At 59.8% G+C, this 14,417-nt stretch carries 14 protein-coding genes and 1 tRNA gene; 6 read left to right on the top strand and 9 right to left on the bottom strand.

What is annotated here, in order from left to right:
- Positions 1-10: 10 nt before the first annotated feature.
- Both ACR0LW_RS20825 and ACR0LW_RS20820 read right to left on the bottom strand, forming a co-directional pair.
- Positions 11-457 (bottom strand): nuclear transport factor 2 family protein, encoded by a 447-nt coding sequence (locus ACR0LW_RS20825; protein ID WP_480884313.1) that lies wholly within the window; start codon positions 455-457, stop codon positions 11-13.
- Positions 458-513: 56 nt separating this feature from the next.
- Positions 514-1,461: an alpha/beta hydrolase gene (locus ACR0LW_RS20820; RefSeq protein ID WP_480884311.1), complete on the bottom strand. Its 948-nt coding sequence runs from the start codon at positions 1,459-1,461 to the stop codon at positions 514-516.
- A gap of 173 nt (positions 1,462-1,634) precedes the next feature.
- On the opposite strand from ACR0LW_RS20820, the gene ACR0LW_RS20815 reads away from it, so the two are divergent.
- Complete coding sequence (locus ACR0LW_RS20815; RefSeq protein WP_480884309.1) at positions 1,635-2,798, top strand: adenylate/guanylate cyclase domain-containing protein; 1,164 nt, start codon at positions 1,635-1,637, stop codon at positions 2,796-2,798.
- A gap of 64 nt (positions 2,799-2,862) precedes the next feature.
- On the opposite strand, the gene ykgO is transcribed toward ACR0LW_RS20815, so the two are convergent.
- Both ykgO and ACR0LW_RS20805 read right to left on the bottom strand, forming a co-directional pair.
- Positions 2,863-2,988 carry a type B 50S ribosomal protein L36 gene (gene ykgO, locus ACR0LW_RS20810; RefSeq protein WP_005648635.1) on the bottom strand — a complete coding sequence of 42 codons (126 nt, stop codon included), beginning with the start codon at positions 2,986-2,988 and terminating at the stop codon, positions 2,863-2,865.
- 91 nt (positions 2,989-3,079) lie between these two features.
- Positions 3,080-3,154, bottom strand: a tRNA-Val gene (locus ACR0LW_RS20805).
- Positions 3,155-3,302: 148 nt separating this feature from the next.
- On the opposite strand from ACR0LW_RS20805, the gene ACR0LW_RS20800 reads away from it, so the two are divergent.
- Positions 3,303-4,163, top strand: a complete 861-nt coding sequence (locus ACR0LW_RS20800; protein ID WP_170524455.1) for an N-formylglutamate amidohydrolase — start codon at positions 3,303-3,305, stop codon at positions 4,161-4,163.
- 3 nt (positions 4,164-4,166) lie between these two features.
- On the opposite strand, the gene ACR0LW_RS20795 is transcribed toward ACR0LW_RS20800, so the two are convergent.
- Together ACR0LW_RS20795 and pyrF are read right to left on the bottom strand one after the other, a co-directional pair.
- Positions 4,167-5,420, bottom strand: coding sequence for a DNA polymerase IV (locus ACR0LW_RS20795; protein ID WP_170456696.1), 1,254 nt, complete (start codon positions 5,418-5,420; stop codon positions 4,167-4,169).
- A 350-nt stretch (positions 5,421-5,770) separates the two neighbouring features.
- The gene (gene pyrF, locus ACR0LW_RS20790) at positions 5,771-6,475 is read right to left on the bottom strand and encodes an orotidine-5'-phosphate decarboxylase (RefSeq protein ID WP_170624930.1); all 705 of its coding nucleotides are present in this window, start codon (positions 6,473-6,475) and stop codon (positions 5,771-5,773) included.
- A gap of 144 nt (positions 6,476-6,619) precedes the next feature.
- On the opposite strand from pyrF, the gene ACR0LW_RS20785 reads away from it, so the two are divergent.
- The gene (locus ACR0LW_RS20785) at positions 6,620-6,937 is read left to right on the top strand and encodes a hypothetical protein (RefSeq protein WP_480627405.1); all 318 of its coding nucleotides are present in this window, start codon (positions 6,620-6,622) and stop codon (positions 6,935-6,937) included.
- Between the two features lie 127 nt (positions 6,938-7,064).
- Complete coding sequence (gene clpB / locus ACR0LW_RS20780) at positions 7,065-9,683, top strand: ATP-dependent chaperone ClpB (protein WP_480884306.1); 2,619 nt, start codon at positions 7,065-7,067, stop codon at positions 9,681-9,683.
- A gap of 51 nt (positions 9,684-9,734) precedes the next feature.
- Here clpB and ACR0LW_RS20775 read toward each other — a convergent pair whose 3' ends face one another.
- The 3 genes from ACR0LW_RS20775 to ACR0LW_RS20765 all read right to left on the bottom strand — a co-directional run bounded on the left by ACR0LW_RS20775 (position 9,735) and on the right by ACR0LW_RS20765 (position 12,358).
- A complete protein-coding gene (locus tag ACR0LW_RS20775; RefSeq protein ID WP_480884304.1) occupies positions 9,735-10,358 on the bottom strand; it encodes a class I SAM-dependent methyltransferase in 624 nt (207 codons plus the stop codon).
- A gap of 96 nt (positions 10,359-10,454) precedes the next feature.
- A complete protein-coding gene (locus ACR0LW_RS20770) occupies positions 10,455-11,270 on the bottom strand; it encodes a cyclase family protein (RefSeq protein ID WP_170456687.1) in 816 nt (271 codons plus the stop codon).
- A gap of 119 nt (positions 11,271-11,389) precedes the next feature.
- The gene (locus ACR0LW_RS20765) at positions 11,390-12,358 is read right to left on the bottom strand and encodes a hypothetical protein (RefSeq protein ID WP_480884302.1); all 969 of its coding nucleotides are present in this window, start codon (positions 12,356-12,358) and stop codon (positions 11,390-11,392) included.
- Positions 12,359-12,602: 244 nt separating this feature from the next.
- Here ACR0LW_RS20765 and msrP point away from each other — a divergent pair, with 244 nt between their 5' ends.
- Together msrP and msrQ are read left to right on the top strand one after the other, a co-directional pair.
- The gene (msrP, locus tag ACR0LW_RS20760) at positions 12,603-13,505 is read left to right on the top strand and encodes a protein-methionine-sulfoxide reductase catalytic subunit MsrP (protein WP_480884300.1); all 903 of its coding nucleotides are present in this window, start codon (positions 12,603-12,605) and stop codon (positions 13,503-13,505) included.
- A gap of 4 nt (positions 13,506-13,509) precedes the next feature.
- Positions 13,510-14,124, top strand: coding sequence for a protein-methionine-sulfoxide reductase heme-binding subunit MsrQ (gene msrQ / locus ACR0LW_RS20755; RefSeq protein WP_170738180.1), 615 nt, complete (start codon positions 13,510-13,512; stop codon positions 14,122-14,124).
- Positions 14,125-14,417 lie beyond the last annotated feature (293 nt).

Raw genomic sequence — 14,417 nt, 5'->3', positions numbered from 1 at the left:
GGCTTGGGATTCATCGGTCTGATTGCTCGGCCAAACGTCCGGGCAAAGGCGCGAGCGGATACTGGGCCCAAAAGAACGCATTGGCCGCATCCTGATCGCCGGACAGGTTCGTCGCTTCGACGATCTTGCCGTTCTCGATGCGGTAGACCAGCGCCCAGATCGTATCGACATTTGCCGTGCCATCGACATTCGACCATCCGCGATGAATATCGACGACATGCGTTTCATCCGCACCGAAGTAGATCGGTTCGGCCTGAAACCCGGCTGACCCAAGCTGTTCGAAGAACGCCAGAACCTCTGTACGGCCCTGTTTGGTGCCGCTTAGGGGATGGCGGCCGGGGATGTGCCACCGCACATCCTCGTCCATCACGGCAGCAATCGCTTCAAGGTCGTTTGCCCGATAGGCGGCAAAGAAATCCTGAACGGTTTTGATGTTCTCTTCCGGTGTTGCGGCCATTGCCAAGCCTCCGATCAGTAGTGCGGTTGAGGTCACAAGGGATGCAAGCAAGGGCTTCATCCTTGCTCTCCACGAAAATGCTCGGCCATGGCGTCTGCGGCCCGCGTGACGTCTTCGGGATTGTCGTAGAAATCGAACTGGGTCACGTCTTCGAGCCACTGCATGGTCGCGTCCCCGGCAAACCCGCCAAGAAAACTGCGGACGCCCTGCGGGATTGCGGCGCTTTCCGAATGGACGATGGCCAGTGGTTTATCCAGACGCTGCGGGTTGTCTGCGGGGTAGTATGTCAGCCAGCCTTCCCAGCCTGCGTTGTTCCACTGATTGTCATATTCCGGGATCGCGCCTCGGTCGGCTTCGTAATAGTAGCCGCCGATGGGCATAAGCACGCCCTCGGCCCCTTCCGGACCAGCGGCCGGGATGATCTGATCGCCTGACGCTTTGGCAGCGCGGGAGATTTCAATCAAACCGGCCACACCGTCAGCGCCGCCATAAACGGTCTCGACGATTTCGCCGTTTTGCAACCAGGGGGCAACGAGGCCAACCCGCTGCACCAGATCATTCCCAGCAGAGGCGTCGACCATATACCCGGCCGAGGCACAGATCCCCAACCCATTGATCCGAGAGGCATCGACTTCGGGCAGTGTCGCAAGAACTTCAAACGCCTTGGCAATATCCGAAGTCTTTGCCTGTGGGCTTTCGACAAACCGGACGCCTTCGGGCAGGTCACCGGATTTACCCCAGCCGCGGAAGTCGAAGGTAAAGGCAGCAAAGCCGCGCGCGACCATCTGGCGGGCGTAATTCGCTGGCATCTGTTCCTGCACCGATGTCCAAGCGCCCGTGACGACAACGGCGGGCAAGGGCGTGCCGTCATATCCTTCGGGCAGGTAGAGTGTGCCCGACATCTCGGCCCCTTCGTTTTCGAAGGTAACAGCCCGTGTTTCGATATCGGCCATTGCGGTTGACGCCATCGGGGCGGCGGCAGTTGTAAGTGAGGCGCGTTTCATAACTCTCTCCATCTGTGATGTGGTCTTCGGCAGCCAAGATGATGGTTCTGGGCCGGTTTGAGAGGCGCGATTTCTGGGATTCACTATGCGAATCCTGTCAAATGCACCCGACATTGCCGGTCAGGGCGCGGGCAACATATGTTGAGGCGAATGGCAGAGCGGGAAGGCGACCTATGCAAGACAAGAACGACCTGATCACCTGGCTGATTTCGCAAGGACGGATGCTGGGTGACGAAACGCAGATCGTGTCGCAATACTGCGCAGGCTTACAGGAACTGGGCGTGCCTTTGTCGCGGGTTCGGATCGGTCAGAACTACTCCAACCCGCTGATCAGCGCGTGGGGCATCATCTGGACGCCGGAAGGGTCTCGGAAATACACGGTTCCAATCACGATTCGGGTCTCAAGCGCGTGGCATGGCAGTCCGTTTCAGGCGGTTGTGACTTCGCGCCAACCCCTGCGCAAGCGGCTGCTGGATCTGGACCTGTCGGCAGAGCATGAGGTGTATTCCGAACTGCGCGATGCCGGTGCCACTGATTTCATCGCCATGCCGCTGGAATATGGTGACGGTTCGGTTCAGGGGTCCAGTTTCAGCACGGATCACCCGGATGGCTTTTCGGACGCGCAGGTGCAGATCATCGAAGCCACCCGCCACGCATTGTCTTCGGCGCTGGAACCGATTGCGATGCGCGAGTCGCAGAAAAGTCTGCTGCAAACCTATCTGGGCGAAGGCCCGGCGCTTGAGATTGGCAATGGCAATATCAAACGGGGCGAGCATAAGTCGGTCTCTGCCGCGATCCTGTTTGCGGATTTGCGCGGATTCACGGCTAAATCCGAGGTCTGGTCCGAAGAGAAACTGCTGACCATCATGGGTGACTATTTCGAGATGGTTGTGGGTCCGATTCGGGACCATGGCGGTGACGTGCTGAAATTCATGGGCGACGGTGTTCTGGCTTTTTTCCCGGCAGAGCCTGATGCGGAAACCGCTTGCCAGTCAGCAGTGTTCGCAACCGCCGAGGCCTTGTCCCGGCTTGCAGCGTATAATCAGGACGCTCAAGTCGCAGGCGCCGAACAGATCGAGTTTGTCGTCGGCCTCGACTATGGCCCGGTGACATTCGGAAATATCGGCAGCCCGGACCGGTTGGATTTTACCGTGGTGGGGTCAGCTGTGAATGTCGCCAGCCGGGTTCAGGGGTTGTGCAAGGACCTGGGTGAGCAGATGCTGATGACCAAGGATGTGCAGCGCCATCTGAACAGGGAAACTGAATCGGTGGGCTGTCACCAACTCAAAGGGCTTGGCGAGGCGATCGAAGTGTTTCGGACCAACCCTGCTAGCTGATATGCCACGCACAAAAAAACCGCGCTTTACAGCGCGGTTCTTTCGAATTGGGTATGTGCAGTTCTTAGCCCTGGCGAGCTTTGAACTTGCGCTGCGTCTTGTTGATCACGTAGACGCGGCCTTTGCGACGCACAACCCGGCAGTCGCGGTGCCGGTTCTTGAGCGAGCGGAGCGAGTTCTTGACCTTCATGGGTCTGTCTCCAATCTGCGGCGCCTTCATCAAAGACGTGGCCAGCGCCTGGGTTAGTCGGGTGCCCCGGAAGCCCGGAACAGTGAAACGATGGTGGGCGGTACAAGGATCGAACTTGTGACCCCTTCGATGTCAACGAAGTGCTCTACCGCTGAGCTAACCGCCCACTTTCCCTTTGCGTGCCCTGCCCCATAACGAAATGGGGCGCGGATCACCGCGCCGGTAGCGGGGTCTATAAAAGGAGTCGTTCAGGGGTTCAAGGGGTTTGGAAGAACAATTTTCCGGTCTATGTTGAGTGCGAACACGGAGAGATCATGCCGAACGCAGCCTTCATACTGGATATGCCCGAGAATCGCACCTCATGCGCCGTGTTTTCGTCGCCCCATAGCGGGCGGGACTATCCCGAGGCATTGCTGAAACGGTCTGTTCTGAACCCAAACGTGATTCGATCCTCGGAAGATGCTTTTGTGGATCAACTGTTTGCCTCAGCGTCAGAGTTCGGCGCGCCCCTGATCAAGGCGGCCATGCCGCGCGCCTATCTGGACCTCAACCGCAGCGCGGATGAGCTTGATCCGGCCCTGATCAGCGGTGCGCGCAGGCAGGGGCACAACCCCCGCGTTGCCTCGGGGCTTGGGGTGATTCCCCGCGTGGTGGCCAATGGCCGGGCGATTTATCGCGGCAAGTTGACCATGGATGAGGCGCGTCTGCGCATCGACACCTATTGGCGGCCCTACCATACGCGGCTGAAATCGCTGCTGGCCGAGTCGCATGAAAAATTCGGGCAGGCGATTCTGATCGATTGCCACTCAATGCCGCATGAGGCGGTTGCCATGGCCAGCACCTCGCGCAGCCAGCGGCCCGAGATTGTTCTGGGCGACCGGTTTGGTGCGTCGGCGTCCACCGAGATTGTAGACCGCATCGAAGCCGCCTTTGCGGCGGCGGGGCTGACGGTTGCGCGCAACGCGCCCTTTGCCGGGGCTTATGTCACGCAAACCTACGGGCGGCCCGGTCGCCAGCAACACGCAATTCAGATCGAGATCGACCGCGCGCTGTATATGGATGAAGAAAAGATCGCCCCGAATGCGAACTTCATGCCTTTCTCAAGGCTGTTACGTCAGGTGATCGCCGAGATCGCCAGCATCGGCGCGCAACCTCAGCGTCTGGCGGCGGAATAGGGCCTAGCGCAAGGCGCGCCCTTTCACGATGGCATCCGCGCCGAACCGTTCCCGGATTTTGTCGGTCGCACGCTCAGCCTGAGACCGGCGTCCGGCGTCAGGGTCCAGCAAATCCCCTGATATGTCGGCCTGATCCGCTGAACACAGATCGGACAAGCCACAGCCCAGCAGCCGATAGGGGCCCTGATCGCCCACCTGATCGAACAGGCCCCGCGCAGTGCGATAGATTCGGTCGGCAATCTGGGTTGGATCGCGCAGCGAAACCCGCCGGGTGATGATCTTGTGATTGGCCTTCTTCAGCTTCAAGGTGACAACCCGACCGGCCAGATCCTTGGCCTTGGCCCGGTCGGACACTTTCAGCGCCATGCGCCAGATGTGACCATCCAGAATGTCAATGCTGGCGGTATCTTCGAAAAACGTGGTCTCATTGCTGATCGATTTCATCGGCTCATGCGCCGAAACGCGCCGCTTGTCCTGCCCCCGCGCCAGATGCCACAGGCGATAACCCATCGAGCCGAACCGCGCAGTCAGCGCCTCCTGATCCCAGCGCAGCAGGTCGGAAAAGGTGCGAATGCCCGCCCGTTCCAGCGACTCCTGTGCCGCCGGGCCAATGCCCCAGATCAGACGCACGGGCTTGTCATGCAGGAACTCTGCCGTCTCGGCCTTGCCGATCACCGAAAACCCGCGCGGCTTGTCGAGGTCCGAGGCGACCTTGGCCAGAAACTTGTTGTGGCTCAGACCGATTGAACCGGTCAGGCCCAGCTCGTCCTTCATGCGCTTGACCAGACGCGCCAGCATGACCGCAGGTGGCGCGCCGTGCAGACGTTCCGTCCCGGACAGGTCCATGAACGCCTCATCCAGTGACAAGGGTTCCACCACCGGCGTCAGTTCATCCATCATCGCGCGAATCTCGCGCGAGACCTCGACATAGACCGACATGCGGGGCTTGATCACCACCGCCTCGGGGCACAGCTGCAGCGCCTTGAACATCGGCATGGCCGAGCGCACGCCCCTGATGCGCGCCACATAACAGGCTGTCGACACCACGCCCCGCTTCCCACCGCCGATAATCACAGGCTTGTCAGCCAAATCCGGATTGTCGCGCTTTTCGACCGAGGCGTAGAAGGCATCGCAATCCATATGCGCGATGGACAGGTCGAACAGTTCCGGATGTGACTTGACCCGAGGGCTGCCACAGGTCGGGCAGCGCCGTTCGTCGGTGACTGTGGTCAGGCAATCTCGGCAAAGACCAGGCATGCGCGTCCTCGGGCATTCCGCGAGTGGGTTGGGCATCCCTTATACCACCGATAAGGGGGGATCAAAGGTCCGACAATCTGCGCCTGATCTCAAAAGAAGACCCCCCGCGCGTCAGCGGGGGGAGGTAACGAACCTCAGGAAGACACGGTTCGTTGGGGAGTGTTTCATCCCCAAGACTCGCCGATATCTCTATATTTAGATAGGTTCCAAGCGCCAGCCCCTAAACTTGCGCGTTTTCTGTGTATTTTCGGGCACAGCTTGTTTCAGCGGTTTTAAGGGTCGAAAGTGACCTAAGGTCAAGTTAATCAAGACATTTGTTAACGCATTCAGGGTTTGATTCCCGAAACCGTTCAGTGCCGTGTCAAAGAGTTTAATTCGCTCAGAACGGCCTCAGCCGCCGCTTTCGGATCGTCCGCCTGATAGATCGGACGGCCCACCACGATGTGATCTGCCCCGTCGCCGATGGCGCTGGCCGGGGTCGCGACGCGTTTCTGATCGCCCAATGCGGCCCCGGCAGGACGCACACCCGGCGTAACGATCAGCCGTCCTTCGGCCTGGGGCAGGGCGCGGATCAGGGCGGCTTCTTGCGGGCTGGCGATGACGCCGTCGGCCCCGGCCTCCAGCGCCTTCGCCGCACGTTCGACGACCAATTCCTGCACGTCGCCTTCTTTCAGCAGGCTGGCATCCAGATCGTCGCGGTTCAGCGAGGTCAGGATGGTCACCGCAAGGATTTTCAGGTCCTTGCCCGAGGCCCCCTCTTTCGCGGCGCGCACCACATGCGGGTCGCCATGGACAGTCAGGAAATCGAGATCGAACTGCGCCAGCCCCCGCACGGCGTTTTCGACCGTGTTGCCGATGTCGAACAGCTTCATGTCCAGAAAGATGCGCTTGCCGTGATCCTGTTTCAGCTCATTGGCCAACGCCAGCCCACCGCCGGTCAGCATCCCCAACCCGATCTTGTAGAACGAAACGCTGTCGCCAAGCCGCTCGGCCATGGCCAGCCCCTGCAGGGCGTTCGGAACATCAAGGGCTACGATCAGGCGGTCATCGGACATTGGGGCGCTCCTGTTTTTTGGCAAACGTCTGCGTCCTAACGGGTTCGGACCGTCCTGTCCATGCGCGATAGCTGTCAGGGGCGGATGTGTTCTGTGCTAGAGTGACCGGATTGAACGTAAATAACGAAAACAAAGGGACGTGAAATGAAGAAACTGCTGTTGCTGGGCGTGGTTTTGACAATAGCCGCCTGCGAAGACCCTACGCCTGACGCGCCGGAAACAGGGGCTGCACCGGCCCCGACAAATGATGATTTGCGTCTGGTACGCGGCTACCGGTCCGAGGATGATTGGTGCCAGCTGACCGGAGAAACGGCCTTTACTGGCAATTTCCTTGATCACACCGCCGATCTTGTTTCCTGCCCGACAGGCAGCGATGCGGCGCAGTCTTTGGTCGATGATCTGGGCGCTGTCCAGGTGGCCGAGACCGGAGGCTACACGGTCTACACGATCCAGCGCGAATAGTGTGGGAATCTGCGCTCTAGCCTCTTGAACCGGCAAAGATATTTCCCAAATTGAATGCGAGGCCCAGACCGACGCGTGCCGCCAAGCGGGCGTATCAAAACGGGGCGCTTGGAAAAGGAGAATAGCAATGGACTTGAACAAGTTCACCGAGCGGGCACGGGGATTCGTGCAGGCCGCGCAAACGATTGCGCTGCGCGAGGGGCACCAGAGGCTGGAGCCCACACATATACTCAAGGCATTGATGGATGACGATCAGGGGCTGGCCAGCAACCTGATCACCCGCGCAGGCGGCGCGCCGAACCGCGTGGTCGAGGCGCTGGATGCCGCGATGGGGAAAATTCCCAAGGTCAGCGGCGACGCGAGCCAGATTTACATGGACGGCCAGACCGCCAAGGTTCTGGACGAGGCCGCCAAGATTGCCACCAAGGCGGGTGACAGCTTTGTGCCGGTCGAACGCGTGTTGATGGCGCTGTGCATGGTGAAATCCAAAGCCAAGGAGGCGTTGGAGGCCGGGGCCGTATCTGCCCAGAAACTGAACGAAGCGATCAACGACATCCGCAAGGGCCGCACCGCTGACACTGCGTCGGCGGAAGAGGGCTATGACGCACTCAAGAAATATGCGCGCGACCTGACTGAGGCGGCGGCTGAGGGCAAGATTGACCCGATCATCGGGCGGGATGAGGAAATCCGCCGCTCGATGCAGGTTCTGTCGCGCCGCACCAAGAACAATCCGGTTCTGATCGGGGAACCCGGCGTCGGTAAAACCGCGATTGCCGAGGGTATGGCCCTACGCATCGTCAACGGTGACGTCCCGGAATCGCTGAAAGACAAAAAGCTACTCGCACTCGACATGGGTGCGCTGATTGCCGGAGCGAAATACCGGGGTGAGTTCGAAGAACGCCTCAAGGCCGTTCTGACCGAGGTGACCGAAGCCGCCGGTGAGATCATCCTGTTCATCGACGAGATGCACACGCTGGTCGGTGCCGGTAAATCCGACGGCGCGATGGATGCCGCGAACCTGATCAAGCCAGCGCTTGCCCGGGGTGAGTTGCACTGTATCGGCGCGACCACGTTGGATGAATACCGCAAATACGTCGAAAAAGACGCGGCCCTTGCGCGCCGGTTCCAGCCTGTGATGGTCACTGAACCGACGGTCGAGGACACGATCAGCATCCTTCGTGGCATCAAGGAAAAATACGAGTTGCACCATGGGGTACGCATCTCGGACTCGGCGCTAGTCTCGGCGGCGACGCTGTCGCATCGCTATATCACCGACCGTTTCCTGCCCGACAAAGCCATCGACCTTGTTGATGAGGCCGCGTCGCGGTTGCGGATGGAGGTGGACTCCAAGCCCGAAGAACTCGATCAGCTGGATCGCCAGATCCTGCAGATGCAGATCGAGGAAGAGGCGCTGAAGCTTGAGGATGACGCGGCATCCAAGGATCGTCTGGAAACCCTGCAAAGGGATCTGGCCGATCTGCAGGAAAAATCTGCCGAGATGACAGCTCAATGGCAGGCCGAACGTGACAAGCTTGCGGGTGCGCGTGATCTGAAAGAACAGCTCGACAAGGCGCGCGCTGATCTGGAGATCGCCAAGCGCGAGGGCAATCTGGCCAAGGCGGGGGAACTGTCCTACGGCATCATCCCCGAGCTCGAGAAACAGCTGACCGAGGCCGAGAACGCCGAAAGCAACGCCATGATGGCCGAGGAAACGGTGCGCCCGGAACAGATCGCATCCGTGGTCGAACGCTGGACGGGTATTCCGACCGCCAAAATGCTGGAAGGTGAGCGTGAGAAGCTGCTGCGGATGGAAGACGATCTGCATTCCCGCGTGATCGGTCAGGATGCCGCCGTCACCGCCGTCGCCAACGCCGTGCGCCGTGCGCGTGCGGGCCTGAATGACGAAGGTCGCCCGCTGGGTTCGTTCCTGTTCCTCGGGCCGACCGGCGTGGGTAAGACCGAATTGACCAAGGCCGTGGCGAACTTCCTGTTCGACGACGACAACGCGATGGTGCGCATCGACATGTCCGAGTTCATGGAGAAACACGCGGTTGCCCGTCTGATCGGCGCCCCTCCGGGCTATGTCGGCTATGATGAGGGCGGCGTGCTGACCGAAGCCGTGCGGCGCAGGCCCTATCAGGTTGTGCTGTTTGACGAGGTCGAAAAGGCGCACCCGGATGTGTTCAACGTGCTGTTGCAGGTTCTGGACGATGGCGTGCTGACCGATGGTCAGGGCCGTACCGTGGACTTCAAGCAGACGCTCATCATCCTGACGTCGAACCTTGGCTCTCAGGCGCTGAGCCAACTGCCCGAAGGAGCCGACAGTGCGCAGGCGCGGCGAGACGTGATGGATGCGGTCCGGGCGCATTTCCGGCCCGAGTTCCTGAACCGTCTGGACGAGACCATCATCTTTGACCGCCTCAAACGCGCTGATATGGATGGCATCGTCGATATCCAGATGGCGCGTTTGCAGAAACGTCTGGCGGCCCGCAAGATCGAGCTGGTTCTGGACGATGGCGCCAAGGAATGGCTGGCCAACGAAGGCTATGATCCGGTCTTTGGCGCACGTCCGTTGAAACGCGTGATCCAGCGCGCGTTGCAGAACCCGCTGGCCGAGGCGTTGCTGGCCGGTGAGATCAAGGACGGCGAGACCGTTCCGGTCACCGCAGGCTCGGACGGGCTGATCATAGGAGACCGGCTGGGCACGTCGGACCGACCCCGCCCGGATGATGCCGTGGTGCATTGATCCAACAAAAACCAGAAGACCCGCCCTATCGGCGGGTCTTTTTCTTGGGAACTAGCCTCTGCGACGCGCCAGTATTCCACGGCTTGTCCGAGATGGTGGGCCTGCAGGGAAAGCGTATTCGCGTTCGCATTCAAATCCTGCCTGGTCCAAAAGCCCTAGTATCTCATCCCTACCGAACGTGCGATGCCGCCATTGCAGCCAGATGATCGCATTGCACCAATGCGGTTTTGACACCACAAGATACAACCGACCGCCGGGGCGCAGAAGATCGCGTATGTGTTCAAGCGCGCGCATGGGGTCCGGGCAGTGTTCGATCACATGCGCCGCCAGCGCCACATCTGCGGGTTCAAGATCGACGGAACCGAGCAGCCCCTGTGCAACATTTGGCTCAACACCCCGTGCGCGCAGTGCATTTTGGCCTTGTGCCAGCATGATGGGGCTTGGCTCAAGCAGCGTCATGTTTCCGGGCGGTCCATGAATGGCAACCCAAGCCTCTGCGAATGACGCGGTTCCGGCACCGACATCGACAACGATCGCCTCATGCTGCGGTGTGCGCTGGCCTGCCGAGAGAAATCCCAGATACGCGTCATAGTAACCAAGGACGCGCATCTTATCCCGCCATTTCGGCGCGACGGTGTCATACCGCAGGTTGGTATTCGTGGTCGTCCTGTCCATTGGGAGATGTGTCCTCGGCGCCCAAGACCTATGAGGTACGTAACAGGTGACTGGCCCGCCAGTCTGACGCGCCAGTTTCCTTGTGCGTTGGAAATGTCAGATCAACGCAAATATCCGCGCGGGGCCGCCGGTGCCCCCTTTATGCTTGGGCGCGCCGATCACCAGCGTTGCGCCCGAGGCAGGCACGCGGTCCAGATTGGCGAGACATTCGATCCCGAACCGGCCCGAGGGCAACCAGGCATAATGGGTGGCGAAATCGGCGGACATGCCGTGATCCAGCGACAGCGTATCGACGGCAATCGACCGCGCGCCAGTGTCCTCCATCAGCATCTGCGCGGCTTCGACGTGGAAGCCGGGATAGTGCTGTGCCTCACCGTCGAAATTGCGGAACTCGTCCGTGGCCGTCTTGCCCGCCCAACCTGAATGCATGGCGACACAGGCGCCATCCGGGATGTCACCATTGGCGGCAATCCAGGCTTTCAGGTCATCCGGGGTGACGCGCGTGTCCGCATCCTCGGCCGCGCGGGCGGCAATGTCGACGACGCATAACGGGGCAACTAGATCGGTGACCGGGATTTCATCAACTGACAGGCCATCTGCGGAAAAGTGCAGGGGGGCGTCGATATGCGTTCCCGTGTGCTCGTTTATGGACAGGTTGAACAGGTTGAAGCCGTGTTCGCCAAAGTTAAAGACCTGCTCGGCTGAAATGCCCGGATCGCCGCCCCAGGTCGGAAACTCGGGGCTCAGCGTGTGGGTCATATCCTCGACCCCGCCATGACCCGCCGCCAGTGCTGCTGGAACGGTCGCGGCTGTTGCGGTGGCCGCTATTCCGCTGGCTGCGGCGGCTTTGAAAAAGCTGCGTCGCGACAGCATCCTGTCCTTGACGGCATTCATTACGCAGATGTCACACATTCGTCTTCCTCCCGTTGCGGCAGATAGGCCGATTTACTGGCCCCGCTCCCGCGTTGGGACACGGCACCTGCCTGACAGAGTGCCGCGCCGTCTGTGCGCTTGTAAAGATCGCTGCCGTTTCAGGGGCGGGATTGACGGCTTTTGCGCAAGGCCCGCAAGTCTTCGGCAGACATGCGCGGACCGGTGTTGGATGGCGGCGGCGGGGCTGGTTTTGCGTCAAATTTGGTCGGATCGATGGGGGCAAACGGGTCTGCCCTGCCGCCCAGCCGAAGATGCGCCAGCACCCCACCCGCGCATTGCAGGCTAAAGCTCCAAAGCGCGACCACCAGATAGGCGACGACAATTGCAGCCAGCGACCAGTCAAAGCGGAACGGTTCGCTGCCGTCCAACATTGCCTCGATTTCCATCAAATAGGTTTCGAGCGAGCCCGTGGCTGTCAGAACCAGAAACAGCGCAAAGATCACAAAGTAGAATACGACAATGGACAGATAGCTAAGCGCGACGATGCCGAACAGCTCCCAGAAAGACGATCCGAAATGCAGGAACGGCGTATAGGGGCGATTGTCGGGATCCCGCCCGATCGAGGCTGATGCCATGGGCACCAGCAGGCTGGCCCGGATCGCGCATACAGCGACAAAAGGAAGGACCGAGATGGCAATCAGCGTCTCGGGTCTTGCCACAATATTCAGAAGGTCCTCGCTGTCGAACGTACCAGGGCCCAGGCTGGTCGGCGACATCATCAGGCCGGAGAACCCAAAGACCGGAACAGATGCAATCCCGATCACCATGGCTTCGGCCGCACCATAGGCAAGCGCAGGCACGATAAGGGCCTTATAGCCGTGGCTTGGACGCATATGTTTGGACTGAAACCCGAACCGGGCCCCGACCAGAATCGGAATCACGCTGGATGAGGCGCTGATCAGAAACAGTATCAGCAAGAAGGCTCCGGGCGCGATGAAACCGATTAGCCCTCCGATCAACCCGCCGACCAACCCGTAAAGAAGCAATCCGATGACCAGAATCGGAAATGTCAGGACAAACCGCCAAAGAATCGAAAAGGACAGGACGAAGGATTGAAAAACAAGCATAGGGGGCAATCTGATCAACCAATGGATGTGACCGGCCTATCGAATTGCGCGTCTCCGGGCCAGAGGCTTTTTGACCTCATGACCCGACGCACGTGTCTTCCGGTTGCACCCATGCCTGTGGGGGTCCGGTATTGATCACGCGGAACGTTACAATCCGTTCGCTCAATCGTTACGCCTGTTTCCTTGGCTCTGTGCTATCAGCGCATTACGTCACCTTTGACGCTGAAACTTGACGGAGATCCAAATGGCGCATCGCTGGACCAACACTTTGACACATGCCGATGTCACCCCCCGGGCGGCATTTCTGAACCGGCGGCAGGTAATGGCCGGGCTGGCAGGTGTCGGGCTGACCGCGATGGCGCGGCCCGCAGCGGCGCAGGAGGCTTTGAAGCCCAACACCTGGGAAGAGATCACCAGCTATAACAACTTCTATGAATTCGGGACCCGTAAGGATGATCCGGCGAAATACGCTCATACATTGGTGACCGAGCCGTGGAGCGTGCAGATCGACGGTCTGGTCGACCGCCCCGGCACCTATGACTTTCAGGACATCATGTCCGAGATGACCGTCGAGGAACGCATCTACCGCTTCCGCTGTGTCGAGGCCTGGTCGATGGTCATTCCGTGGAACGGGTTCGAACTGGCCGATCTGCTGAACATGGCGGGCGTGCAGGAAGGTGCCAAATATGTGGCGTTCGAGACCGCCTATCGCCCGGAAGAAATGCCCGGCACGCGCTTCCCGATCCTCGAATGGCCCTATCGCGAGGGTCTGCGTCTGGATGAGGCGATGCACCCGCTGACCATCATGGCGACCGGCATCTATGACCGCCCGATCCCGAACCAGAACGGCGCGCCTTTGCGTCTGGTGGTGCCGTGGAAATACGGGTTCAAGTCGATCAAGTCGATTGTGAAGATCACCCTGACCGAGGATGAACCACCCACCAGCTGGAACATGTCCGCGCCGCGCGAATACGGGTTCTATAGTAATGTGAACCCGAATGTGGATCATCCGCGCTGGTCGCAGGCCTCGGAACGTCAGATCGGTGGCGGGCTGTTTGCCAAGCGCGTCCCGACGCTGATGTATAATGGCTATGAACAAGAGGTCGCCAGCCTGTACGAAGGCATGGACCTGAAAGAGAACTACTGATCAGATGCAGGCGGTGAACCAGATACTGCGCAAGATCCCTGTTTGGGCGATCTATACCTTGGGGGCATTGCCTGCCCCCTGGTTTCTGTATCTGGCCCTGACAGGCGGATTGGGGGTCGAGCCGATCAAGGCGCTCGAACATGAGTTGGGCGAACTGGCCCTGCAGCTTTTGATCCTTGGTCTGGCCGTCACCCCGCTGCGTCAGCATCTTGGCCTGAACCTCATCAAGTTCCGCCGTGCGATCGGGGTTCTGGCCTTCTTCTATGTCGCGCTGCATTTGCTGGTCTGGCTGGTGCTGGACGTACAATTGCCCAGCCAGATCTGGGCGGACATTGTCAAACGCCCCTATATTACCGTCGGCATGGCGGGGTTTGCCCTGCTGTTGCCTCTGGCTGTGACATCGAACAACTGGTCGGTGCGCCGTCTGGGTCCGCGCTGGCGCAAACTGCACAAGCTGGTCTACCCGGCGGTTCTGCTGGGCGGGGTTCATTATGTCATGTTGGCCAAGGGCTTCCAGCTTGAGCCGCTTCTCTACCTTGCCGCCATTCTCGGCCTGTTGGCGTTCAGATTGCCGCTGTCAGGTCTTTTGACCCGCACAAGACAGGCCGATTCCGCCTGAGTCTGAGCCGAGTCTGTGGGTAACCACGTGAATAACATCACAGCGCCCCTGGTTTCTGCGATGAGAAGCGTGTTGGTGTGCCACATCTGTAGTTCGATGTTTTTGTAATCTCTTGTTTATAAAATAAAAAAGATAGTTTCTAAGTTTTTTCGCCGTTTTCTGATTTTTCTGCTTGCGGCTATGAATGGTTATGCTTAGAACGCCCTTCACCGGCGCTGCTGAGGCGCTGGTGGCGCACCGGAGAGACGGTGCTGACGGATCGGAAAGACGGTTGAGACGCATCGGAGAGACGG

The organism is Ruegeria sp. N4 (assembly GCF_056531425.1).
Note: the sequence above shows the minus strand (reverse complement) of the source record. Positions and strands in the feature narration are given on the sequence as shown.

Coding starts and splice junctions, on each gene's coding strand:
- ACR0LW_RS20825 (WP_480884313.1), bottom strand. CDS start 457: ATGGCCGCAACACCGGAAGAGAACATCAAAACCGTTCAGGATTTCTTT.
- ACR0LW_RS20820 (WP_480884311.1), bottom strand. CDS start 1,461: ATGAAACGCGCCTCACTTACAACTGCCGCCGCCCCGATGGCGTCAACC.
- ACR0LW_RS20815 (WP_480884309.1), top strand. CDS start 1,635: ATGCAAGACAAGAACGACCTGATCACCTGGCTGATTTCGCAAGGACGG.
- ykgO (WP_005648635.1), bottom strand. CDS start 2,988: ATGAAGGTCAAGAACTCGCTCCGCTCGCTCAAGAACCGGCACCGCGAC.
- ACR0LW_RS20800 (WP_170524455.1), top strand. CDS start 3,303: ATGCCGAACGCAGCCTTCATACTGGATATGCCCGAGAATCGCACCTCA.
- ACR0LW_RS20795 (WP_170456696.1), bottom strand. CDS start 5,420: ATGCCTGGTCTTTGCCGAGATTGCCTGACCACAGTCACCGACGAACGG.
- pyrF (WP_170624930.1), bottom strand. CDS start 6,475: ATGTCCGATGACCGCCTGATCGTAGCCCTTGATGTTCCGAACGCCCTG.
- ACR0LW_RS20785 (WP_480627405.1), top strand. CDS start 6,620: ATGAAGAAACTGCTGTTGCTGGGCGTGGTTTTGACAATAGCCGCCTGC.
- clpB (WP_480884306.1), top strand. CDS start 7,065: ATGGACTTGAACAAGTTCACCGAGCGGGCACGGGGATTCGTGCAGGCC.
- ACR0LW_RS20775 (WP_480884304.1), bottom strand. CDS start 10,358: ATGGACAGGACGACCACGAATACCAACCTGCGGTATGACACCGTCGCG.
- ACR0LW_RS20770 (WP_170456687.1), bottom strand. CDS start 11,270: ATGTGTGACATCTGCGTAATGAATGCCGTCAAGGACAGGATGCTGTCG.
- ACR0LW_RS20765 (WP_480884302.1), bottom strand. CDS start 12,358: ATGCTTGTTTTTCAATCCTTCGTCCTGTCCTTTTCGATTCTTTGGCGG.
- msrP (WP_480884300.1), top strand. CDS start 12,603: ATGGCGCATCGCTGGACCAACACTTTGACACATGCCGATGTCACCCCC.
- msrQ (WP_170738180.1), top strand. CDS start 13,510: ATGCAGGCGGTGAACCAGATACTGCGCAAGATCCCTGTTTGGGCGATC.